19 protein-coding genes are annotated in these 23,266 nt (G+C 72.9%); 12 read left to right on the forward strand and 7 right to left on the reverse strand.

All coding sequences use genetic code 11. From position 1 onward, the window contains the following. Positions 1 to 262 precede the first annotated feature (262 nt). The 4 genes from ACZ6SQ_RS37610 to ACZ6SQ_RS37625 all read right to left on the reverse strand — a co-directional run bounded on the left by ACZ6SQ_RS37610 (position 263) and on the right by ACZ6SQ_RS37625 (position 4,165). Complete coding sequence (locus ACZ6SQ_RS37610) at positions 263 to 1,270, reverse strand: DNA-3-methyladenine glycosylase family protein (protein ID WP_469570430.1); 1,008 nt, start codon at positions 1,268 to 1,270, stop codon at positions 263 to 265. Positions 1,271 to 1,361: 91 nt separating this feature from the next. Beyond that, on the reverse strand, positions 1,362 to 2,669 hold the full coding sequence (locus ACZ6SQ_RS37615) for a coenzyme F420-0:L-glutamate ligase (RefSeq protein WP_469570432.1): 1,308 nt from the start codon (positions 2,667 to 2,669) through the stop codon (positions 1,362 to 1,364). Continuing rightward, positions 2,666 to 3,637, reverse strand: a complete 972-nt coding sequence (gene cofD, locus ACZ6SQ_RS37620) for a 2-phospho-L-lactate transferase (RefSeq protein ID WP_386379143.1) — start codon at positions 3,635 to 3,637, stop codon at positions 2,666 to 2,668. The genes ACZ6SQ_RS37615 and cofD overlap by 4 nt, the downstream gene beginning before the upstream one ends. Positions 3,638 to 3,670: 33 nt before the next feature. Further along, positions 3,671 to 4,165, reverse strand: a complete 495-nt coding sequence (locus ACZ6SQ_RS37625) for a cysteine dioxygenase (RefSeq protein ID WP_469570434.1) — start codon at positions 4,163 to 4,165, stop codon at positions 3,671 to 3,673. 715 nt (positions 4,166 to 4,880) lie between these two features. Between ACZ6SQ_RS37625 and ACZ6SQ_RS37630 the strand changes: the two genes are divergently transcribed. From ACZ6SQ_RS37630 to ACZ6SQ_RS37640, 3 genes are all read left to right on the forward strand, one after another. Continuing rightward, positions 4,881 to 5,144, forward strand: coding sequence for a WhiB family transcriptional regulator (locus ACZ6SQ_RS37630; RefSeq protein WP_010986447.1), 264 nt, complete (start codon positions 4,881 to 4,883; stop codon positions 5,142 to 5,144). A 181-nt stretch (positions 5,145 to 5,325) separates the two neighbouring features. Beyond that, entirely contained in the window at positions 5,326 to 8,949 is a 3,624-nt protein-coding gene (locus ACZ6SQ_RS37635; protein ID WP_469570435.1) for a glycosyltransferase family 2 protein, read from the forward strand. Next, on the forward strand, positions 8,946 to 10,427 hold the full coding sequence (locus tag ACZ6SQ_RS37640) for a DUF5719 family protein (protein WP_469570438.1): 1,482 nt from the start codon (positions 8,946 to 8,948) through the stop codon (positions 10,425 to 10,427). Before ACZ6SQ_RS37635 ends, ACZ6SQ_RS37640 begins: the two co-directional genes overlap by 4 nt. A gap of 23 nt (positions 10,428 to 10,450) precedes the next feature. Here ACZ6SQ_RS37640 and ACZ6SQ_RS37645 read toward each other — a convergent pair whose 3' ends face one another. Continuing rightward, positions 10,451 to 10,900, reverse strand: a complete 450-nt coding sequence (locus ACZ6SQ_RS37645; RefSeq protein ID WP_469570459.1) for a metallopeptidase family protein — start codon at positions 10,898 to 10,900, stop codon at positions 10,451 to 10,453. Positions 10,901 to 11,196: 296 nt separating this feature from the next. On the opposite strand from ACZ6SQ_RS37645, the gene ACZ6SQ_RS37650 reads away from it, so the two are divergent. From ACZ6SQ_RS37650 to ACZ6SQ_RS37675, 6 genes are all read left to right on the forward strand, one after another. Further along, a complete protein-coding gene (locus ACZ6SQ_RS37650) occupies positions 11,197 to 11,613 on the forward strand; it encodes a DUF3499 domain-containing protein (protein WP_469570440.1) in 417 nt (138 codons plus the stop codon). Positions 11,614 to 11,859: 246 nt separating this feature from the next. Next, entirely contained in the window at positions 11,860 to 13,224 is a 1,365-nt protein-coding gene (locus ACZ6SQ_RS37655) for a phosphomannomutase/phosphoglucomutase (RefSeq protein ID WP_469570442.1), read from the forward strand. A 366-nt stretch (positions 13,225 to 13,590) separates the two neighbouring features. Further along, the gene (locus tag ACZ6SQ_RS37660) at positions 13,591 to 13,761 is read left to right on the forward strand and encodes a Trm112 family protein (protein WP_020940431.1); all 171 of its coding nucleotides are present in this window, start codon (positions 13,591 to 13,593) and stop codon (positions 13,759 to 13,761) included. A gap of 90 nt (positions 13,762 to 13,851) precedes the next feature. Continuing rightward, the gene (locus ACZ6SQ_RS37665) at positions 13,852 to 14,979 is read left to right on the forward strand and encodes an SIS domain-containing protein (RefSeq protein ID WP_469570444.1); all 1,128 of its coding nucleotides are present in this window, start codon (positions 13,852 to 13,854) and stop codon (positions 14,977 to 14,979) included. 74 nt (positions 14,980 to 15,053) lie between these two features. Beyond that, complete coding sequence (gene manA / locus ACZ6SQ_RS37670; RefSeq protein WP_469570446.1) at positions 15,054 to 16,205, forward strand: mannose-6-phosphate isomerase, class I; 1,152 nt, start codon at positions 15,054 to 15,056, stop codon at positions 16,203 to 16,205. A gap of 124 nt (positions 16,206 to 16,329) precedes the next feature. Next, positions 16,330 to 17,307 (forward strand): cation diffusion facilitator family transporter, encoded by a 978-nt coding sequence (locus ACZ6SQ_RS37675; RefSeq protein WP_389330895.1) that lies wholly within the window; start codon positions 16,330 to 16,332, stop codon positions 17,305 to 17,307. Positions 17,308 to 17,383: 76 nt separating this feature from the next. Here ACZ6SQ_RS37675 and lepB read toward each other — a convergent pair whose 3' ends face one another. Continuing rightward, on the reverse strand, positions 17,384 to 18,079 hold the full coding sequence (gene lepB, locus ACZ6SQ_RS37680) for a signal peptidase I (protein WP_469570448.1): 696 nt from the start codon (positions 18,077 to 18,079) through the stop codon (positions 17,384 to 17,386). 358 nt (positions 18,080 to 18,437) lie between these two features. On the opposite strand from lepB, the gene ahcY reads away from it, so the two are divergent. Together ahcY and ACZ6SQ_RS37690 are read left to right on the forward strand one after the other, a co-directional pair. After that, on the forward strand, positions 18,438 to 19,895 hold the full coding sequence (gene ahcY, locus ACZ6SQ_RS37685; protein WP_469570450.1) for an adenosylhomocysteinase: 1,458 nt from the start codon (positions 18,438 to 18,440) through the stop codon (positions 19,893 to 19,895). A gap of 226 nt (positions 19,896 to 20,121) precedes the next feature. Continuing rightward, entirely contained in the window at positions 20,122 to 20,784 is a 663-nt protein-coding gene (locus ACZ6SQ_RS37690; protein ID WP_469570453.1) for a hypothetical protein, read from the forward strand. 74 nt (positions 20,785 to 20,858) lie between these two features. On the opposite strand, the gene ACZ6SQ_RS37695 is transcribed toward ACZ6SQ_RS37690, so the two are convergent. Continuing rightward, on the reverse strand, positions 20,859 to 21,803 hold the full coding sequence (locus tag ACZ6SQ_RS37695) for an RDD family protein (protein WP_469570455.1): 945 nt from the start codon (positions 21,801 to 21,803) through the stop codon (positions 20,859 to 20,861). Between the two features lie 127 nt (positions 21,804 to 21,930). Here ACZ6SQ_RS37695 and ACZ6SQ_RS37700 point away from each other — a divergent pair, with 127 nt between their 5' ends. Beyond that, positions 21,931 to 22,938, forward strand: a complete 1,008-nt coding sequence (locus ACZ6SQ_RS37700) for a stage II sporulation protein M (RefSeq protein ID WP_469570457.1) — start codon at positions 21,931 to 21,933, stop codon at positions 22,936 to 22,938. The last annotated feature ends 328 nt before the right edge of the window (positions 22,939 to 23,266 follow it).

Consider the following 23,266-nt stretch of genomic DNA (forward strand, 5'->3'; position numbering starts at 1 on the left):
GTTCTGGTGTCTGACGGCGGCCGCTGCGGGCGGACACCCCCCGCCCCGTCCCCTTGCCGCCGTACGCGTCTTTCCGCCGCCGCGGGCTGCGCGCCCCGCCGCCGCTGCGGGCATGCGTGCCGCTAGGGGCGGCACGGGTGGGCTGGGGGTCCCCCCTCTGGGGGAGGCACCTCGTCGCGCCGAGTTGCGCACCGCCCCGCCCTCAGCCACCGCCGGGCGGTACCTCGCTGACGCCGAGTCGCGCAGCGCGCCGCGCAGACCGTCAGAGCCGCCCGATGTCACCGCGTGGCATACGAGGCGCCCGCCGCGCAGGAGTACGCCCGCTGAGAAGAATCAGCCGGGCGGCCCGATGCCGCTGCCCGGCATACGGCTCGAGCAGCCGCAACATCGCGTCGTCGTCGGCGTGACGATCCCCCGCCAGGGCCCACCCCACGATCCCGGGCAGATGAAGATCCCCCACGGTCACGGCATCGGGCGCCCCATGACTGCGCTGCACGGTCTCCGCGGAGGTCCAGGGCCCGACCCCGGGCACGACCTCCAGCCGAGCCCGCGCCGACTCGGGCGTCATCGACATGGCCTCTTCCAGCCGCGAGGCCACGCGAACCGCCCGCAGAATCGTCGACGCGCGCTTGTCGTCGACACCGGCGCGATGCCACTCCCAGGAGGGAATCAGCGCCCACGTCCGGGCCGCGGGCATCACCCACAGCCGCCCACCCGCCGCAGGCCCCGGCGCCGACTCCCCGAACTTCCGCACCAGCAGCCGCCACGCCCGGTACGCCTCGTCGACCGTGACCTTCTGCTCGAGGATCGACGGGATCAGCGACTCCAGCACCAGCCCGGTCCGGGTCAGCCGCAGCCCGGGCCGCCGATGCCGTGCCGCGGCCAGCAGCCGATGGCGTGGAGCGAAGGCGTCCGGGTCGTCGGCCGAGCCGAGCAGCTCGGGGAGCCCGCCGAGGAGCCAGTCCGCCCCGGGCCCCCACGCCTCGCCCCGTACCTCACCGCCGCCGCACGCGGAGACCCGCAGCGTCCCCGGCCCGGCGGGCGTGCGGCTGGCGCGCCAGACCGAGCCGTCGGACAGGGCGCGGAACGTCGGGTCGGCCGGACCCCGGCGCAGCGGTCCGAGGACCAGCCCGAGATCGACGGGGCCGGCGGGGACGTACGTCCGCACCCGTCCTGGCCCCGCGGCCGGCCTGGGCACACCGCCGGGTACGGCGACATGGCCCCCGCGCACCGTCGTACGCGTGGGGCGTGGAGCGAAGCGTCCAGCCACGAGTGGTCCCTGGGAAGCCGGTCAGGTTCTTCGAGCGTACGAGCCCCGGCGCGGCGGCGGGGGCCACTCGGGCATTGAGGTGCGCCACATGTCAGCGCACCTCGACGAACGCCTCCGAGTCCCGGTCCGCGCGCGGGCGGGGCGCCTCGGCGGGGTGGCCGACGGCGACCGCGCCCATGGGGTCCCAGTCCTGCGGCAGCTCGAGGACCTCGCGCACCACGTCACGGCAGAACATGGTGGAGGACACCCAGGCCGAGCCCAGCCGTTCGCCGGCCAGGGCGACGAGGAAGTTCTGCACGCCGGCGCCCGTGGCGACCACGAACATCTCCCGCTCGGCCCCGTCGCGGCGGGCGTCGCCGTAGGTGTGGGAGCCGTCCATCACGAGGCAGGGGACCACGAGGTAGGGCGCGTTGCGCAGGACGTCGCCGCGGCGGACGCGCCGGGCGATGGACTCCTCGGTCCTGCCGTCCCGGCGCAGATCGGCGATCCAGGCGTCGCGCATCGCGTCGAGCAGTCGGGTACGGGACCCGGCGGACTCGAGGAGGACGAAGCGCCAGGGGGTGGTGTGGTGGGGCGCGGGCGCGGTGACCGCCGCCGCGACGGCCCGTCTCACCGAGCCGGGGTCGACCGGGTCGTCGGTGAACGCCCGGACGGTACGCCGCTGGGCGACCGCCTCACGGATGGCCTCCGAGGTGCCGAGCCGGAACATGTCGTCCCGGGCGTCCCTGACGAGGGCCCGGGCGCCGGTCGCGGTCTCGCCGGTCACGTGCGACAGGCCGCGGACGACGGCCACCGGCATGCCGGTCGCCTTGCCCTTGACCAGATCGCCGGCCGCGGCCAGTTCGTCGGCCGTGGCCACGACGGTCGCGGCGAGGGGGTTGCCGTGGGCGTCGGTGCCCCCGCGCAGGTCGTCCAGGACGTGCACACCGGCGGCGCCGATCGCGACGTCCGTGAGCCCCGCGCGCCAGGGTCGCCCGAACGTGTCGGTGACGACGACCCCGACGTTGACGCCGAGGATCTCGCGCAGGCCCTCACGGATCGCGCGGGCGGACCCGTCGGGGTCCTCGGGGAGCAACAGGACCGTGCCGGAGGCGGTGTTGGAGGCGTCGACCCCGGCGGCGGCCATGATCAGGCCCTGGCGGTTCTCGACGATCCGCAGCGGGCCGCGGCGGGCCACCACCCGGACGGTCTCGGCGTCGATCGCGGCCTCACGGTCGGCCGCCTCGACGATCCGCCCCTCGGCCTTGGAGACGATCTTGGACGTGACGAGCAGCACGTCCCCGTCGGCCAGGTCCGGCGCGGCGGCGGCGATCATCTTGGCCAGGTCGTCGCCGGGCGCGACCTCGGGCAGTCCGGGCACGGCCCAGACCCGGTAGCCCCGCGCGGACGCCCCGGTCATACGGTCCGCACCTCCTCGGCCAGCGCCAGCGCCTCGCGGGCCATCCGCGCGGTCGCGTCGACGTCGGTCATCATCAGCGGTACGGACCTGCAGCGGATGCCTGCCGCCTCGACACGCTCCACCGAGGCCGCGTCGACGGTGTCCACGAGCCAGCCGTCCAGCAGGCCCGAGCCGTAGTGCTCGGCGACCGCGGCGGCCGTGGACTCCACGCCGACGGCCGCGAGCACCTTGTCGGCCATGCCGCGCACGGGTGCGTCCCCGACGATGGGGGAGAGGCCGACCACGGGCACGCCCGCCTCGGCGATCGCCTCCCGGATGCCGGGCACCGCGAGGATCGTGCCGATCGAGACGACGGGGTTGGACGGCGGGAAGAGGATGACGTCCGCCGCCGCGAGGGCCTCCAGGACGCCGGGCGCGGGCTTGGCCTGTTCCGCGCCGACCGGCACGATCGCCTCGGCGTCCACCGACGCGCGCAGCCGGACCCAGTACTCCTGGAAGTGGATCGCCTTGCGCTCGCCGGAGCCGCTGTCGGGCAGCGTGACGGCCACGTGGGTCTCCACGCGGTCGTCGGTCATCGGGATCAGCCGGACCCCGGGCTGCCAGCGGTCGCACAGCGCCTCGGTGACCGCGCTCAGCGGGTAGCCGGCTCCCAGCATCTGGGTCCGCACGATGTGTGTGGCGAAGTCCCGGTCGCCCAGTCCGAACCACTCGGGGCCCACGCCGTACGCCCCGAGCTCCTCCTTGAGGTGGAAGGTCTCGTCGGAACGGCCCCACCCCTGTTCCTCGTTGATGCCCCCGCCGAGGGTGTACATCACCGTGTCGAGGTCCGGGCAGACCTTCAGCCCGAACAGGTGGATGTCGTCCCCGGTGTTGCCGATGACCGTGATGTCCGCGTCCGGTGCGGCCTGCTTCAGACCGCGCAGGAACCGGGCACCGCCGATGCCGCCTGCCAGAACCACAATGCGCATGGGGCAAGTCTCGCAGGCGGGTCCGACAGCGCGTCAGGCGGTCACGGGGCGCGCCTCGCAGTGGGGGGCCGTGTGCATCGGCATCTCGGTCAGGCCCGGGTGGTAGATGTGGAGGCTGACGGCGGGCTCCAGGGCGTCGTTGACGACCTCGTGGACGTAGCCCGGGGCGAACACCCGCTGGGCGCCGGCCGTCAGCGCACGCGTGGCGCGCCCGCTGCGCTCGGTCAGGGTGCCGTCCAGGACGGTCAGCACACCGGAGGAGCGGCCGTGGTCGTGCAGTCCGCTGCCCTGGCCGGGCACCCAGGACAGCAGCCACACCTCGTAGCCGGGGCCGGTGCGCAGCCGGTGGTACCAGCGGCTGGTGGCGTCGTACTCGACGAGGTGCTCCCACTGGGAGCGGTCGGCGGCGATGGAGCGGGCGAGTCCGACGAACTCGGCGACGGTGGCAGGGTGCTCGCGGGCCGGCTGGAGCAGGTGCTGCACTTCGAGGATGTCGCCGGCGATCTGGAGGTCGCTGTCGCTGTTCATGGGTGGGGTGTTCCTAGGGGGAAGTGGGGGATGGCTGGGTGTCGCGGACCGTCCGCCCGGGTCGCGGGGGACAGGGGAGCCCGGGGTCCGGGCGGCGGGAACAAGCAGCCGAGTCGCGGTGGACTCAGGGTGCGGCCGGAGCGCTCTTCGGGCTCAACAACCGGGACAACAGCAACAGCTACGGCGAACGACGGCAGCACCGAGGGACCCGGCGGCGCGGGTCGGGGTGAGTGCCAAGTTCGCGAGCATGCCCACAAGGACAGCGGTTCACACCATGACTGTCAACTCGACGCCCGGTATGTGGGACATGTTTCACCTCATCCGGTTCATCTGTGTGGTGAAAGGTTTGTTCAACCGCGGGCCGGGACACATGGCGCACAACCGGGCGCTCGGGTCTCGTTGCGATCCCGTGATCCCGCTGTGATCCGGTTCGCTTCGGCGCGCGTGCCGGAACGAGATCGAACGCACGGGCGTCCTTCTCCGTACAGGTCTGTGCGGGGCCGGAGGCCCTCGGGATCCCTGTCTGCATGTCAAGGTTTATGGCGATTTGAACACTTTCCGCATGGCCTTGGTTCCGCAGAGTGAATAAGGGGCCCAATAGCAGATCTCGGCTTGACTCGCCCGGAGCAGCACACTTGTAATTTCACTCGTGTCGTTCAGCCGGAATCGGTAACGGCTACATCACGGGGACGCGAAAGACAGACGAGGGGCGCACATGACCGAGCTGGTGCAGCAACTGCTGGTCGACGACGCGGACGAGGAACTCGGCTGGCAGGAGCGCGCGCTGTGCGCCCAGACCGACCCCGAGTCCTTCTTTCCCGAGAAGGGCGGCTCCACCCGCGAGGCCAAGAAGGTCTGCCTCGCCTGTGAGGTCCGCTCCGAGTGCCTCGAGTACGCCCTCGCCAACGACGAGCGCTTCGGCATCTGGGGCGGTCTGTCCGAACGTGAGCGCCGACGCCTCAAGAAGGCCGCCATCTGAACGAACGTACGAAAATACGGCCCCAACGGCCCGTCGCGAGTGGGTTGTCCACAGGCGGCGGGCCGCTGCCATGCCCAGCCGATAGTGTGGTCGCTCGTCCGAGACGCCCCGCCGTCCCCTCAGCACAAGAGGAGGCGCGGGCGCGTCCACCGCAGTCCAGCGAACCGGGGCCCGTACCTCGATGTCCGTGCACAGCCACACGGCGGCGCAGAACGGCGCCGCCACACCAGAGTTCCCGCGCCATGTCGTGACCGCGGTGATCGTCTCCCACGACGGTGCCCGCTGGCTGCCCGACGCGCTCGCCGGGCTGCTCGGCCAGGAGCGCCCCGTCCAGTACGTCATGGCCGCCGACACCGGCAGCGCCGACGACTCCGCGCAGCTGGTCACCGACGCCCTCGGTCCCGACCGCGTGCTCCACCTCGCCCGCCGCACCGGCTTCGGCCAGGCCGTCGAGGAGGCCCACCGCACGGCCCCCCACCTCTCTCCCGAGGACCTGCCCTATCTGAAGCGGCCCAGCGGCTGGGACCCCGTCACGCGCACCTGGCGCGACGACGCCTACGACCTGCCCGAGCTGCCCCACGGCGAACCCGTCGAGTGGCTGTGGCTGCTGCACGACGACTGCGCCCCCGAACCCGACGCGCTCTCCCACCTGCTGCGCGTCGTGGAGAACGAACGCGAGCTCGGCCGCGACGACGTCGCCGTGGTCGGCCCCAAGCTGCGCGGCTGGTACGACCGGCGCCAGCTCCTCGAGGTCGGCGTCTCCATCGCCAACTCCGGCCGCCGCTGGACCGGCCTGGACCGCCGCGAGCAGGACCAGGGCCAGCACGACCACGTCCGGTCCGTCCTGTCCGTGTCCACCGCCGGCATGCTGATCCGCCGCGACGTCTTCGAACAGCTCGGCGGCTTCGACCGGCGACTGCCCCTGATGCGCGACGACGTCGACCTGTGCTGGCGCGCCCACTCCGCCGGCCACCGCGTCCTCATCGCCCCCGACGCCGTCGTCCGGCACGCCGAGGCCGCCTCCCGCGAACGCCGCGCGGTCGACTGCGCCGGCCGCGCCACCGCCTCCCCGCACAAGGTCGACAAGGCCGGCGCCGTCTACACCCTGCTGGTCAACACCCGCACCGCGACGCTGCCCTGGGTCCTGCTCCGGCTCGTCCTCGGCACCCTGCTGCGCACCCTCGCCTACCTCGTCGGCAAGGTCCCCGGACAGGCCGTCGACGAGATCCGCGGACTGCTCGGCGTGCTGCTGCGTCCCGAGCGGATCATCGCCGGTCGGCGCCGCCGGGGCCGCCCGCAGATCGACCAGGGCGAGCTCGGACAGCTCTTCCCGCCGCCGGGCGCGACCGTCCGCGTCACCGTCGAACAGGTCGCGGGCAACTTCTTCGGCAACACCGACGCCGAGGCGCCCTCCGGCGCCGGACGGCACGGCGGCGCGGTGGAGTCCGGACCCGGTGGCGACGACGCCGACTTCCTCCAGGTCGAGCAGTTCGCCCGCCTCAAGCGCCTGGCGCGCAAGCCCGCGCCGGTGCTGTTCCTGGTCCTGCTGCTCGCCTCGCTCGCCGCCTGCCGCGGACTCCTCGGCACCGGCGCCCTCGCGGGCGGCGCCCTGCTGCCCGCGCCCGCCACCGCCGCCGACCTCTGGTCGCGCTACCTGGACGCCTGGCACCCCGTCGGCGCCGGCGGCACCCCCACCGCGCCGCCCTACCTGGCGATCGTGGCCATGCTGGCCACCGTGCTGTTCGGCTCCACCGGACTCGCCGTCACCGTCCTGCTGGTCGCCTCGGTGCCGCTGGCCGGCCTCAGCGCCTACTTCGCCTCCCGCCCGCTGGTCACCTCCCGTTTGCTGCGCGCCTGGGCCGCCGTCGCCTACGCCTTCCTGCCCGCCGTCACCGGCGCCCTGGCCGGCGGCCGCCTCGGCACCGCCGTCCTCGCCGTCCTGCTGCCGCTCATCGCCCGCGCGGGCGTCGCGGCCGCCGGCCTCGCGAACAGCTCGGGCGCCCGCGGCAGCTGGCGCGCCACCTGGGCGTACGCGCTGCTGCTGACGATCGCCACCGCGTTCACCCCGCTGGTGTGGCCCGCGGCCCTCCTCCTCGGCATCGCCCTGCTCGCCGTGCGCCGCGGCGAGCTCACCGCCTACGGTCCGCGCTTCGCCGTCCAGCTCGGCACGCCCCTGCTGATCCTGGCGCCCTGGTCGCTGACACTGCTGCCGTTCGGGTTCTTCACCGAGGCCGGCCTCGACTACGGCGCCTCGTCCGCGTCCGCGCTCGACCTGCTCGCCGCCAGCCCCGGCGGACCGGGCACCATGGACGGGCTGATGCTCATCGGCATCGTCCTCGCCGCTCTCGCCGCCCTGCTGCGCGCCGAGCGCCGCCCCGCCATCCTCACCGCCTGGGCCGTCGCCCTGGCCGGTCTCCTGCTCGCCGTCCTGTCCAACCGCTCCACCTGGGCGGGCCCGGCCACCCTCGTCTACGGCCTCGCCCTCCTCGCCGCCGCCGTCCTCGGCGCCGACGGGGCACGCGCCCGCGTGGCCGAGCAGAACTTCGGCTGGCGCCAGCCCGTCGCCGCGCTCATCGCCTTCGCCTCCGCCGCGGGCCCGCTGCTGGTAGCCGCCGGCTGGATGATCCGCGGCGCCGACGGCCCCCTGGAGCGCTGGCCCGACGCCCTTCAGGTGCCCGCGTTCGTCGCCGAGGACGGCCCCGGCTGCTCCCAGCCGCGCACCCTCGTCCTCGACAGCACGTCCGCCGCACACGTCGACTACACCCTGGTCCGCGGCTCCGGAGCCCGCCTCGGCGACGCCGAACTCGCCGCCGCTGCCGGGCGCGACGTCCGCCTGGACAAGGTCGTCGCCAACCTCGTCGCGGGCTCCGGCGCCGACCAGGCCACCCAGCTCGGCGACTTCGCCGTCTGCTACGTCCTCGTCCACAAGGGCGCGCCCCGCGAGATCGCCCGCGTCCTGGACTCCACGCCCGGCCTGACCCGGCTCAGCGAGAAGGACGGCGGCGCCCTGTGGCGGGTCGAGCGCGAGGTCGCGCGGGCCATGATCGTCCAGGCCGGGGCCACCGACCCCGAGCCCGTCAAGGCCGGCCCGGTCGAGATCCACACCACCCTCCCGGCCGGGCCCGAGGGCCGTGTCCTGCGCCTGGCGGACAGCGCCGCCGACGGCTGGACCGCCACCGTCGACGGCGCCCCGCTCACCCGTACCACCGTGGACGGCTGGGCCCAGGGCTTCGAACTCCCCGCCGCCGGCGGCCGCCTGGACGTCACCTACGACGACCCCGCCGGCCACACCGCCTGGCTGTGGACGCAGGGCTTCCTGGCCCTCGTGCTCGTCGTCCTCGCCCTGCCCGGCCGCCGCCGCGACGTCGACGACGACCTGCCGGAGGAGACACCGATCCCCGCCCAGGCCACCGCGGGAGAGGGCCGCCGCGCCCGCCGCCTGCGCGCCCAGGCGGAGGCCGAAGAGGCAGCCCGGCCCGACGAGTTCGCCGCCCCCGCGCCGGAACAGCCCCCGGCCGCCGTCCCGCAGCAGCAGTCCTACGACACCTGGAACACCGCGGACCAGTACGCCGGCCACACCGACCAGTACCAGGCGGGCACCTACGACGGTGCCTACCAGGCCGACCCGTACCAGTCGGGCCAGTACGACCCGTACGCCTACGGAGGGACCGCGCAGACCGCCTCGTACGACCAGACGTACACCCAGGGCTACGACATGGCGTACGACCCGGCGCGCCAGGACCACCCGCACCAGGACCACCGGCACAACGACGGCAGTGAGCGCCCCGACGGGAGCCAGCAGTGAACCGCACGACCCTGTCCCTGATCGCCGCCACGGCCGCGCTCGCCGCCGTCACCGGCCTGGGCGCGCTCACCGCCCCCGACGCCTCCGGCTCGGACAGCCCGCGGGCGGCCGAGTACCTGCCCGTGGAGCGCACCAGCCTGCTGTGCCCGCCGCCCAGCACCTCCGACCTCGCCGAGACGACGTACACCTCGTTCACGCCCACCACCAAGGGCACCGGCAAGGACGGCAGGGCCGACCTGGTGCCCGCCACCGGCGACCAGGGCGGCAAGAGCGCGAAGAAGCCCCCCAAGGCCGCCGTGAAGCCCGCCGAGCCGGGCACGCCCGTCAGCGGTGACACCTCCGGCGCCCAGTCGCCCGCGCTGATCGGCACCGCCGAGGGCAACACCGCGCCCGGCTGGACCGTCCAGCAGACCACCGAGGTCGGCGCGGGCACCGGCCGCGGCCTCCAGGGCGTCAACTGCGCCGCACCAGACACCGAGTTCTGGTTCCCGGGCGCCAGCACCGGCAAGGGCCGCACCGACTACGTCCACCTCACCAACCCCGACGACTCCGCGGCTGTCGTCGACATCCAGCTGTACGGCGAGGACGGCCTGCTGGAGTCCACGGTCGCCGAGGGCATCACGGTCAAGCCGAAGTCCACCGAGCCGGTCCTGCTGTCCACCCTCACCAACGGCTCGCACCCCGACGTCACCGTGCACGTCGTCGTGCGCAGCGGCCGCGTCGGCGCCGCGATGCTCGCCCTGGACGACGAGCTCGGCGGCGACTGGCTGGCCGCGTCCGCCGACCCCGCCGACACCCTCGTCCTGCCCGGCATCCCCGCGGACGCCACGTCCGTGCGCCTGGTGGCCTTCACCCCGGGCGGCACCGACGCCGACCTCGAGGTCCGTCTCGCCTCCCCGTCCGGCCTGATCACGCCCGCCGGACAGGAGACGCTGCATGTGAAGTCGGGCATGACCAGCGCGGTCGACCTCGGCGACCTCACGCGCGGGGAGGCCGGTTCGCTGGTGCTGAGCCCGACGGACCGCTCGGTGCCCGTCGTCGCCGCCGTACAGGTCGTGCGCGGCAAGGGCGACGAGCGGGAGACGGGGTTCATCGCGGCGGCCCGGGCGGTCGGCACGCGCGCCAGCGCCGTCGACAACACCGCCAAGGGCACCACCCTGTCGCTCACCGCCCCGGCGGGGGCCGCCGAGGTCAAGGTGACCGCCTCGGCCGGCACCGGGGGCGGCACGGCCGTGACGGAGACGTTCCGGCTCAAGGCCGGGACCACGCAGAACGTGAAGCTGCCGGTGCCCAGCGGCCTGAAGGGCACCTTCGCCCTCACCGTCGAGCCGGTGTCGGGCGGCCCGGTGTTCGCCTCCCGCACCCTGGAGGCGGACCAGGACGACGTGGCAGCGTTCACCGTGCAGACCCTGCCGGACGACCGCGGCACGGTCGCCGTACCGGACGCGGAGCAGGACCTGTCGGTGCTCCAGCGCTGACTCCGGCGGGGACGGACGCCGTGTCAGTCCTCGCCGTAGCGCGGATCCACCGTCTCCGGGGTCAGCCCCAGCAGTTCGGCGACCTGCTCGACGACGACCTCGTGCACCAGGGCGGCGCGCTCGTCGCGCCCCTTGGTGCGGATCTCCACGGGCCGCCGGTAGACCACCACGCGCGCGGGGCGCCCCTCGCGTGCCGGAATCGTGCCGCCCAGCGGGACCGGCTCGTCCTGCCAGGTGTCACCCGGCCCGGTGAGCCGTGGCACCTCCAGCACGAGGAAGTCGATGTCGGCGAGCTGCGGCCAGCGCCGCTCCAGGCGTTCCACGGAGTCCTGCACCAGATCGGCGAAGATCTCGGCCCGGCTCGCGGCGAGCGGCACCTGCGGCGGCGCGATCGGGCCACGCATGCCTCGGCCGTGCCGGTCACGACGGCGGGGCCCGGGGCCGGTGGCACGGGGCGGTACGGGGGTGTCCATCACTGATGAAGCCTAGTCCCCGCCCCTCGCGTGCGCCCCGCGCCCACGCCCCGCGCGGGGCGGCATCCGGCCACCCGACAGAGCGTGTCGCAGGTTGACCATTCCAGCCAAGCTTGGGCTCGATTCTGTTTCTCCACCGGACGGTCGAACTCAGGCCAAATAGCGCGGTTTGTGCCGAGAGGTGACTGAGCGCCAGGTCCGGAGTTCCCCGGAATAGGTGTGTCCGTGCAGGTCAGCGGGGTATGACAAGAAGGGTTCGGGGGACGTTCCGCAACACGACACGGGGGAGTGACCTGGTGAAGAGTCGTCGCGGCCCGCTCAAGAGTGCGGTACCGTCCAACGTCGTGAGCCCTGTACGTCGCTGTTCGCGCACCGCCTGCGGCCGACCCGCCGTCGCGACGCTGACGTACGTCTACGCCGACTCGACCGCGGTCCTCGGCCCGCTCGCCACCTACGCCGAACCCCACTGCTACGACCTGTGCGCCGAGCACTCCGAGCGCCTCACCGCCCCGCGCGGCTGGGAGGTCGTCCGGCTGCTCGACGGCTCCGCCCCGGCCCGCCCCAGCGGTGACGACCTGGAGGCCCTGGCCAACGCGGTGCGCGAGGCCGCCCGCCCGCAGGAACGCGCCGCCCAGGCCGGCGGCCGCGCCGCGGACCCCATGGAGGTCGCCCGCCGCGGCCACCTGCGTGTCCTGCGCTCGCCCGACAACTGACACGGTTCCATTGCCTCCGGGCGCGGCATGCGCCCGGCCACCCCCGCGACCGACACCTGTCCGGCGACCGCCCCGCCCCCGCCGTCCGCGCAACCTCCGTGCCCCTGTTCCCACTTCGGCCGGGGTGGCCCGGTCGCGCCCCGGCCCCGGCCGGCGTCCGCCCGTCCACTCACCGGAGCGAACGGCGGACATCCGTGCGGTACGGGTAGTTTGGGGTGACCGACAGGACTTTCAGAAGGGTTGGCCGTGGCTGCTGATCTGTCGCAGATCGTGAAGGCGTACGACGTACGCGGGGTCGTCCCCGACCAGTGGGACGAGTCGCTCGCCGAACTGCTCGGCGCCGCCTTCGCCCGCGTGACCGGTGCGGACGCGATCGTGATCGGGCACGACATGCGCCCCTCGTCCCCGGGGCTCGCGGGCGCGTTCGCCCGGGGCGCGGCCGCGCTCGGCGTCGACGTCACCGAGATCGGCCTGTGCTCCACGGACCAGCTCTACTACGCGTCCGGCGCGCTGGACCTGCCCGGCGCGATGTTCACCGCCTCGCACAACCCCGCGCAGTACAACGGCATCAAGATGTGCCGCGCGGGCGCCGCCCCGATCGGCCAGGACACCGGCCTCACCGAGATCCGTGAACTCGTCGAGGGCTGGCGCGAGTCGGGCGCCCCCGCCCCGGCCGCCGCGCCGGGAACCGTGACCCGGAGCGAGACGTTGGAGGACTACGCGGCCCATCTGCGCTCGCTCGTCGACCTGACCTCCATCCGCCCCCTGAAGGTCGTCGTCGACGCGGGCAACGGCATGGGCGGCCACACCGTCCCCACCGTCTTCGAGGGCCTGCCGCTGGACCTGGTGCCGATGTACTTCGAGCTGGACGGCACCTTCCCCAACCACGAGGCCAACCCTCTGGACCCGGCCAACATCGTCGACCTCCAGGCGCGCGTGCGCGAGGAGGGTGCCGACCTCGGCCTCGCCTTCGACGGCGACGCCGACCGCTGCTTCGTCGTGGACCAGAACGGCGACCCGGTCTCCCCGTCCGCCATCACCGCCCTGGTGGCCGCGCGCGAACTCGCCCGCAACGGCGGGGAGGGCACGGTCATCCACAACCTGATCACCTCCTGGACCGTCCCCGAGGTCGTCCGGGAGAACGGCGGCACGCCCGCCCGCACCCGCGTGGGCCACTCCTTCATCAAGGCCGAGATGGCCCGCACCGGCGCGATCTTCGGCGGCGAGCACTCCGCGCACTACTACTTCAAGGACTTCTGGAACGCCGACACGGGCATGCTGGCCGCCCTGCACGTCCTCGCCGCCCTCGGCGGCCAGGAGGGCCCCCTGTCCGGCCTCGTCGCCGAGTACGACCGCTACGTCGGGTCCGGCGAGATCAACTCCACCGTCGCCGACCAGGACGGGCGTATCGCCGCGATCCGCTCCGCGTTCGAGGGGCAGGAGGGGATCACCCTCGACGAGCTCGACGGGCTCACCGTCTCCTCCGCCGACTGGTGGTTCAACGTCCGGCCGTCCAACACGGAGCCGCTGCTGCGGCTGAACGCGGAGGCGCGGGACGCGGCGACGATGGCGAAGGTGCGGGACGAGGCGTTGGCGATCATCCGCGGGTAGCGCTGCGCGGCTGGGCAGGACTCGTCGGGCTGGGGTGTGTGTGCGGGTGCGGGTTTGTTGTGGCCTGCCCGCGCAGTTCCCCGCGCCCCTAGGGCGGTGTTGTGCTGCGTGTGTGGGCGGGGGCGTCGTGGGCTGGTCGCGCAGTTCCTCGCGCCCCTAGGGGGGGTGCTGTGCTGCTTGTGCGTGGGTGCGGGGCGTTGTCGGCTGGTCGCGCAGTTCCTCGCGCCCCTGGGGGCGGCTGGTCGCGCTGCTCCTATCCCTCCCTGGGGGACGGGTACGTCGGCGTACCTCCGCGTGGCATCTCTTACGGCGGTACGCTGACCAGGCACATACGCATCGCCAGCCGCACCCCGAAGGGACGCCCCCATGCCGCTCGAAGCCGGCCTTCTGGAGATCCTCGCCTGCCCGGCCTGCCACGCGCCCCTCAAGGAGCAGGACGCGGAGCTGATCTGCACCGGCCAGGACTGCGGTCTGGCGTACCCGGTCCGCGACGGCATCCCCGTGCTGCTCGTCGACGAGGCCCGCCGCCCCGCGTAACCCGCGCGGCACCCTCGTACGCCCCACTCGGCCCCCGCAAAGGCCCGCGCAAGCACCCCGCACCGACCCGGCGACCGGAGGCTTCCGCCCATGCTCGACGAATCGCTGCTCGACACCCCGGATGCCCTCGCGGAGGCCGACCAGCGCGCCCTGCTGCGCGGTGCCGCCGAAGCGGGCGCCCGGGTCCGCACCGCCGCCCGGCACGCCACCGAGGCCGGCGTGGGCGAACTCAAACCGGACGGTCGCCCGCGCGGCGTCCTCATCGCGGGGCCGGGCCTCGCCGCCATCTGCGTCGCCGACCTGCTCGGCACGCTGGCCGGCCCCGGCAGCCCCGTCACCCGGCTGGCCCCCACCGGCGTCGCCCCCGCCGCGGGCGCCCTGCGCTGGGACCTGCCCGGCTGGGCGGGCTCCGTCGACCTGCTGCTGATCACCACCCCCGACGGCACCGAACCCGGCCTGTCGCTGCTCGCCGAGCAGGCCTACCGGCGCGGCTGCACCGTCGTCGCCGTGGCACCCGCCGGCACCCCGCTAGCCGACGCCGTGGCCAAGGCGCACGGCCTGTTCATGCCGCTCGCGACCGCGCCCTACGAGGCGGACGAACCGCTGGCGGCCTCCGCCCCCGGCGTCCTGTGGGCCCTGCTCACCCCTCTGCTGGCCCTGCTGGACCGCGTCGGCCTGGTCACCGCCCCCGCCGAGTCCCTGGAGAAGGTCGCCGACCGCCTCGACCAGATCGCCGAACGCTGCGGCCCGGCCATCGCGACATACAGCAACCCCGCCAAGACGCTCGCCGCCGAACTCGCCGACGCGCTTCCGGTGATCTGGACCGAGGGCGACTCCGCCGGACCGGCCGGCCGCCGTTTCGCCTCCGCGCTCGCCGAACTCGCCGGCCGCCCCGCCCTCGTCTGGGAGCTCCCCGAGGCGCTTGCCGCGCACAGCGCCCTGCTCGCCGGCCCGCTCGCCGCCAGCGCCGACCCCGACGACTTCTTCCGCGACCGTGTCGACGAGGCGCCCGCGCTGCACGCGCGCGTGGTGCTGCTGCGCGATCGTCCGATCGGCGGCCTCACCGCCGCCCCCGCCGCCCGCGAGCTGGCCCTGAGCCACGACACGCCGATCAGCGAGCTGGAACCCGAGACCGGGGACGAGCTGGAGACCCTCGCGGAACTGATCGCCATCACGGATTTCGCCGCCGTTTACCTGGCGCTCGCCTCGGGAGCCTGATGTAGCCAGGGACGCCCTGACCGTCGTACGCGGAGACGAACCCGCGTCGTACGCAGAGAGAGCAGCAGACAGCGATGGACCGCCTCGACAACACCGTTCGCCCCTACGCCTGGGGCTCCACCACCGCGATCCCCGGGCTGCTCGGCGTCGAGCCGACCGGTGAGCCCCAGGCGGAGATGTGGCTGGGCGCCCACCCCGGCGCGCCCTCGCGCACCGCGCGCGGCACGCTCGTCGAGGTCGTCGAGGCGGACCCGGAGCGCGAGCTGGGGGCGGCGGCGGTCGCCAAGTTCGGCCCCCGCCTGCCGTTCCTGCTCAAGATCCTCGCCGCCGGCGCCCCGCTCTCCCTCCAGGTGCACCCGAACCTTGCGCAGGCCAAGGAGGGCTACGCGGAGGAGGAGCGGCGCGGTGTCCCCGTCGACGCCCCGCACCGCAACTACAAGGACGCCAACCACAAGCCCGAACTGATCTGCGCCCTCACCGAGTTCGACGGCCTGTGCGGCTTCCGCGACCCGGTCGAGACCGCCGACCTCCTCGCCGGCCTCGGCGTCGACTCCCTCAAGCCCTACGTCGACCTGCTGCACGCCCACCCCGAGGAAGCCGCCCTGCGCGAGGTCCTCACCGCGATCCTCACCGCCGACCCCGAGGAGATGCACCGCACGGTCGCCGAGGCCACCGCCGCCTGCACCCACCTCGGCGGCGCCTACGCGTCCTACGCCGACATCGCCCACCACTTCCCGGGCGATCCCGGCGTCATCGCCGCCATGCTGCTCAACCACGTCCGCCTCCAGCCAGGCGAGGCCCTCTACCTCGGCGCGGGCATCCCGCACGCCTATCTGGACGGGCTCGGCGTCGAGATCATGGCCAACTCCGACAACGTCCTGCGCTGCGGCCTGACGCCCAAGCACGTCGACGTCCCCGAACTCCTGCGCGTCGTCCGCTTCGAGGCCGCCGACGCCGGAGTCCTGCGCCCGGAGGCCGCCCCGGACGGCGAGGAGGTCTACGAGACCCCCATCGACGAGTTCCGCCTCTCGCGATACGTCCTCCCCCCCGCCGGCGCCGCCCACGACCTCACCCGCGCCACCCCGCAGATCCTGCTCTGCACGGCCGGCGCCGTCCGCGTCGGCGAGCACGAACTCGGCCCCGGCGCCTCCGTCTTCGTCCCGGCGGGCGAAAAGGCCGACGTGTCCGGTACCGGAACACTCTTCCGGGCCACCGTCGTCGCCTGAACGGACGTCATCCACAGCCTGGTGCACCCCTGTCGCCCGGTGCTGCAACAATGACCCACCGGCAAAGGACGGGCAAAGCCGGGGGCCATGCCCCGGACGGCGTACGAAGGGACAACGCGAACACATGAGCGCGTCAGGCGGAACCAAGGCGATCGTGGCGGCACTCGCCGCCAACCTCGCGATCGCGGTATCGAAGTTCGTGGCGTTCGCCTTCAGTGGCTCGTCCTCGATGCTCGCCGAAGGCGTCCACTCGCTCGCCGACTCCGGCAACCAGGCCCTGCTCCTGGTGGGCGGCAAGCGGGCTCAGCGCGAGGCCACCCCGCAGCACCCCTTCGGCTACGGGCGCGAGCGCTACATCTACGCCTTCCTCGTCTCGATCATCCTGTTCTCCGTCGGCGGCATGTTCGCCCTCTACGAGGGCTACGAGAAGATCAAGCACCCGCACGAGATCGAGCACTGGTACTGGCCGGTCGGCGTCCTCGTCTTCGCGATCATCGCCGAGACGTTCTCCTTCCGCACGGCCATCAAGGAGTCGAACGGCCTGCGCGGCAACCTCTCCTGGAAGGAGTTCGTCCGCCGGGCCAAGGCCCCCGAGCTGCCCGTCGTCCTCCTGGAGGACCTGGGCGCGCTCGTCGGCCTGATCCTTGCCCTGGGCGGTGTCGGCCTCGCCCTGCTCACCGGCGACGGCGTCTGGGACGGCATCGGCACCGTCTGCATCGGCGTCCTGCTCGTGCTGATCGCCGTCGTCCTCGCCATCGAGACCAAGTCCCTGCTGCTCGGCGAGTCCGCCGGTACCGAGGAGACCGAGAAGATCGCGGCCGCCGTCGTCGACGGCGACACCGTCACCGGCCTCATCCACATGCGCACCCTGCACCTCGGCCCCGAGGAGCTCCTGGTCGCCGCCAAGATCGCGGTACGGCACGACAACACCGCCACCGAGATCGCCCGGGCCATCGACGCCGCCGAAGACCGCATCCGCGAGGCCGTCCCGATCGCCCGCGTGATCTACCTCGAACCCGACATCTACAGCGCGGCCGAAGCCGCCAAGGGCCCGGACCGCGAGGCGACCCCGGGCGGCCCGGCCCCGACCGCCGGCCACTGAGGCGGCATCCCCGCCGCAACCTCCCCCAGCAGCACGGGCCCGCCGGTCTTCCCGGCGGGCCCGTCGCCGTTCCCGCTCACACGCCGAGCGGACCCACCGGCCACGGCGGCTCGGGGAGCATGCCCCGCCGACGGACCTGCCGCGCGCCCGCGGCGGCCACCAGGCCCGCGAGCCCGAGGACCAGCCCGACCAGGCCGAGCACGATCAGCGACACGGGCGCCCTCCAGCCGTCCACCACCCGGCCCCGCACCGCGGACACCGGCACCGTGCCGCCCTGTCCACCCTGATAGAACCGCGAGTCGTTCGAGTTCGACCGGCGATCACCCAGCACGAACAGCCGCCCCTCGGGCACCTGCACGACATACGGCTCGTTCACCCCGCCGGGCCCCCTGCCGTCCACGATCCCGTCGGCCACGTACGGCTCCTCCAGCGGCCGGCCGCCGACCAGCAGCCGCTGCCCCGCCCCCGTACCCGCGCAGCACTCGACACGGTCGCCGCCGACACCGATGACCCGCTTGACCACCAACGCGTCGAAGCCCTGCACCTCCGGCGCCGAGAAGAGCACCACATCGCCCCGGCGGACCTCGCTCCCGTCCACCGACTCGTCGACGACCACCTTGTCGCCCACGGCGTACGTCGGCGTCATGGACTCACCCTCCACCACGACCCTCTGCCGGCCCGCCCACGCCCCCAGCACACTGCCCGCCACCAGCAGCAGACCCAGCACACCCAGCACCCACCCGGCCACCGACAGCCTGCGTGCCAGCTCCATGAACCCCACCCCTTCGCGCCCGCGTACGGCCGCCGACAGTAGCGCCCCGCCTACGGCACACCACTGGAGAACGGTTAGTGGGCGGGCGGTGGACGGGCAGCGTTCGGCCAGTGATCGGCCGGATGTCGCCGGAGGCGGACTGGGGGCGGCCGGGTACACCGGTGTAGCTTGGGATGGAGCCAGACGTCGCTGCTGATGGCGGTCGGGCGGTCCTCAGTGGATCGTCCGAGGGAGAGAGGGCCTCCGACGGACTGCGCTGCGCGCACGCGGGCAACCGTGTCCTCTCGGGCACCCCTGTGTCCGCCGCCGCGCAGATCAGCCCTACCCACCTCGCCCCAATCCCGAGGAGCAGCTCGCAATGACGACTGTCGACAACCGACAGGACTTCAAGGTCGCCGACCTCTCGCTCGCCGAGTTCGGCCGCAAGGAGATCACCCTCGCCGAGCACGAGATGCCCGGCCTGATGTCGATCCGCAAGGAATTCGCCGCCGCCCAGCCGCTGGCCGGCGCCCGCATCATGGGCTCCCTGCACATGACCGTGCAGACCGCCGTCCTCATCGAGACCCTGGTCGCCCTCGGCGCCGAGGTCCGCTGGGTGTCCTGCAACATCTTCTCCACCCAGGATCACGCGGCCGCCGCCGTCGCCGTCGGCCCGAACGGCACGCCCGACGACCCGCAGGGCATCCCGGTCTTCGCCTGGAAGGGCGAGACCCTGGAGGAGTACTGGTGGTGCACGGAGCAGGCCCTGACCTGGCCGAACAGCCCCACCGGCGGCCCGAACATGATCCTCGACGACGGCGGTGACGCCACCCTCCTCGTCCACAAGGGCGTCCAGTACGAGAAGGAGGGCAAGGTCCCGGCGGTCGACACCGCCGAGAACGAGGAGCACCGGGTCATCCTCGAGCTCCTCCACCGCACCATCACCGACGGCTCGCAGAAGTGGACCCAGCTGGCGTCCGAGATCCGCGGCGTCACCGAGGAGACCACGACGGGCGTCCACCGCCTGTACGAGATGCAGCGCGACGGCGAACTCCTCTTCCCGGCGATCAACGTCAACGACGCCGTCACCAAGTCGAAGTTCGACAACAAGTACGGCTGCCGCCACTCCCTGATCGACGGCATCAACCGTGCCACCGACACCCTGATCGGCGGCAAGACCGCGGTCGTCTTCGGTTACGGCGACGTCGGCAAGGGCTGCGCCGAGTCCCTGCGCGGCCAGGGCGCCCGCGTCATCGTCACCGAGATCGACCCCATCTGCGCCCTCCAGGCCGCGATGGACGGCTACCAGGTCACGACCCTCGACGAGGTCGTCGACAAGGCCGACATCTTCATCACCACGACCGGCAACAAGGACATCATCATGGCCGCCGACATGGCCAAGATGAAGCACCAGGCCATCGTCGGGAACATCGGCCACTTCGACAACGAGATCGACATGGCCGGCCTCGCCAAGGTCCCCGGCATCGTCAAGGACGAGGTCAAGCCGCAGGTCCACACCTGGAAGTTCCCCGACGGCAAGGTGATCATCGTCCTGTCCGAGGGCCGCCTGCTGAACCTGGGCAACGCCACCGGTCACCCGTCCTTCGTGATGTCCAACTCCTTCGCGGACCAGACGCTGGCCCAGATCGAGCTGTTCACCAAGCAGGCCGAGTACCCGATCGGCGTGTACACCCTGCCCAAGCACCTGGACGAGAAGGTCGCCCGCCTCCACCTGGACGCGCTGGGCGTCAAGCTCACCACGCTGCGCCCGGAGCAGGCCTCGTACATCGGCGTCCAGGTCGAGGGCCCGTACAAGTCGGACCACTACCGCTACTGAGCCGGACCGCCGCCGCTTCCGCCCGCGGGCGGAAGCCCGGCAGCCCGGCCCGCCGCGGTGCGCGTCCCGTCACTGACGCGCACGGCAGCGCCCGGTCCTTCGAGGCAGGCCCCCGCACCCCCGTGCCGGGGGCCTGCCCCATGTCCGGACCGGCTTCTCACCGAGGCTTCCGGGACGACTCGCCCCACGAGACCTCCGGACCAGCCCGTCAGAACCCAGGACCTCCATGCCCCGCGGCCGTTATTCGCTCCACGATCCGCACGACCACACCCCCCTCGCCGTCGAGCACTTCCACTGCGCGCCCGGCCCCTCGGGCTGGCGTTATGTCTCCCAGCTGACCACTCCGTCGGGCGACCACCACGGCTCCGTCGATCTGGCCCTCGACGAACTGGGCCGCCCCATCCGGCTTGAGCTTCACGCGGGAAGCTGGCAGGTGCGCGGCGCCGCGATCGACGGCGTCACCTGGGTCCGCACGGACCCCACCGGAACCCATGCCACCGAAGGCAATGTGCGCGCCCACGCCTTCACCGGCACTTCCCCCGCGTTCCTCGTGGCCACGGCACGCCTCCTGCGCCTCACCCCCTCCGGACAGGCCACCCGCGTACGCCTGGTCGCCTTCACCGACCCGGTCCTCGCCCCGCTCACCGTGGACCAGTCCTGGGCCTTGGTGAACAGCGAAGCACACGCCACTGACAACGGCCCTCTGACCGTGGACGAGTACCAGGTCACAGCCCTGGACACGGGGGAGCAGCACGCCGTTCACCTCGCCGGGGACGTGGTGCTCGCGGCGCCGGGGGTCGAACTCGAGGACCTCGACACACCGCCGTCGCGGTTCGACCGGCCGGAGGCCGAGGGCGCGGGCTTCGACGAAGGGCCGGAATTCGGCTGACCGCCGGACCGCGCCGAGCCTTCTGGGCCTGCTCGGCGCGCCGAGCAGCGTCGGATCACACGAGTTATGCCGGATCACGCCGGAGGCGCGAAGCCTCCGGCCGGCCGGTCGCTCGACGGCGTGTCCCGCGGGACCGCGCCCGGCTCGGCCTGCGACGAGGCCGGAGCGGACGTCACGGGGGCCGGAGCCAGGGGAGAAGCAGAAGGGTTCACCGGCGTCGGAGCGACAAAGCCACCCACCCCGTTCGGCCGCGCGGCCACAGCCCCGGTCCTCTTGCCGTACGCCCGCTGCACCTCGCGCGCCTGCCGTTCCTGGAGCACCGCGGCCAGATACGCGGCCGGCGGAACGCCCGGAGGCAGCGGCGAGCCCGTCCGGGCCGCGAGGTCGGACGCGAGCCGCTCGGCCATCGTCCAGCCGACCTGAGGATCCAGCTGCTGCATACGGGTCAGGTACTGGCGGATGGCGAGCCACAGCGCATCGGGCACCGCGGAGAGGTCGAGCGCCGAGAAACGCCCCGACAGCCAGGGCGGAGGCGGAGGCACGAACGAGTTCCGCGAGGCGGGCACCCGTTCACGTACCACCAGCGTCCCGGCGAAGACGTCCCCGAGCCGCCGGCCACGCGCCGACATGAGCGAGGCGATGCAGGCGACCACACCGAACGTCATGAGGATCTCGACCACGCCCACCGCGCCCCGCACCAGCGCGTGCCGGAACCGGATGGGCCCACCGTCGTCCCGAACGACCCGCAGACCGCACGCCATCTTCCCGAGCGAGCGCCCGTGGCTCAGCGACTCGACCGCGATCGGCGCGCCCACCAGCACCAGGATGAACGTCGCGATGGACACGGCCATCTGCGCCGCGTCGTCCAAGGACGCGGTGGATATCGCCAGGCCGATCGACACGGTCGTGTAGACGAGCCCGGCCACCACCAGGTCCAGCAGCACGGCCAGCGCCCTGCTCGGCAGTTTCGCCGGGCGCACTTCCAGCGCCACCGCCTCGCCCGTCACCAGCTCACTCACGCCCGCCGTCCTTCCCCGCTCTGCCTTGAGAACCGTCAGTCTGCCAAGCTGAGGGCGCATCGCGCCGCAGTACGACAAGCTGACATCCGCGACGAGCCCGCCGACAAGCCGAGGAGCAGGCACACCGATGGACCTCGATGTCTTCGTCTCCGCCCACCGCGCGGAGTGGGATCGTCTGGACGCCCTCCTCGGGCGCCGGCGCAGCCTCACCGGAGCCGAGGTCGACGAACTGGTCGCTCTGTACCAGCGCACCGCGACCCATCTGTCGCTGATCCAGTCCAGCGCACCCGACCCACAGCTCACCGGACGCCTCAGCCAGCTCGTGGCACGCGCGCGCAGCGCCGTGACAGGGACCCGACGCGCCTCGTGGCGCGACGTCACGGCGTTCCTCACCCACGGCTTCCCGGCCGCGGTCTACCGCTCGCGCCACTGGTGGGTGCCCACAGCGCTGATCTCCACCCTCGTCGCCGCGCTCCTGGGCTGGTGGATCGGTGCCCATCCCGAGGTGCAGGCGGCCATCGGCGCCCCCAGCGAGCTGCGCGACCTCACCCGCCCCGGCGGGCAGTACGAGACCTACTACTCCAGCCACCCCGCGACGTCCTTCGCCGCACAGGTGTGGACGAACAACGCCCAGGCAGCGGCGATGTGCCTGGTTCTGGGCATCTTCCTGGGTCTGCCCGTCCTGTGGATCCTCTTCCTGAACATGCTCAACCTGGGCGTCGGCATCGGCCTCATGTCGTCCGCCGGCCGACTGGACGTCTTCCTCGGCCTCGTCCTTCCGCACGGCCTGCTGGAACTGACCGCCGTCTTCGTCGCCGCGGGCACCGGTCTGCGCCTCGGCTGGACCGTCATCGACCCAGGCCCCCGGACCCGCCGCATCGCGCTCGCGGAGGAGGGCCGCGCCGCCGTGGGCATGGCCATCGGCCTGGCACTGGTTCTCTTCGTGTCGGGAGCCATCGAAGGCTTCGTCACCCCCTCCGGCCTGCCCACCTGGGCCCGCATCGCGATCGGCATCGCCGCCGAACTGGCCTTTCTCGCGTACGTCTACGTGCTCGGCGGCCGGGCGGCCCGGGAGGGCGCCACGGGTGACGTCGACGCCGCCGAGCGCAGCGCGACCGTGCCGACCGCCGCCTGATGTGCGGACAGGTCTGCTGAGCTGCTAGTGTCCTCTTCGTCCCGCAGAAACCGTTGACACGGGTTCTGCCGGGAGGTAGATTTGAACAGTTGCCTGGACTGGACAAGATCCGGTCGGCGACAGGTTAGAATCTACTAGCTTCTTGAAATGTCGATCGCATCGATATCAACGAAGCCACCCCCCGATGAATCGGAAATGGATGGCCGGTCAGTCCGGTCCAAAACTTCTGATAAAGTCGGAACCGCCGGAAAGGGAAACGCGAAAGCGGGAACCTGGAAAGCACCGAGGAAATCGGATCGGAAAGATCTGATAGAGTCGGAAACGCAAG

This window comes from Streptomyces sp. NPDC048600 (genome assembly GCF_055587025.1).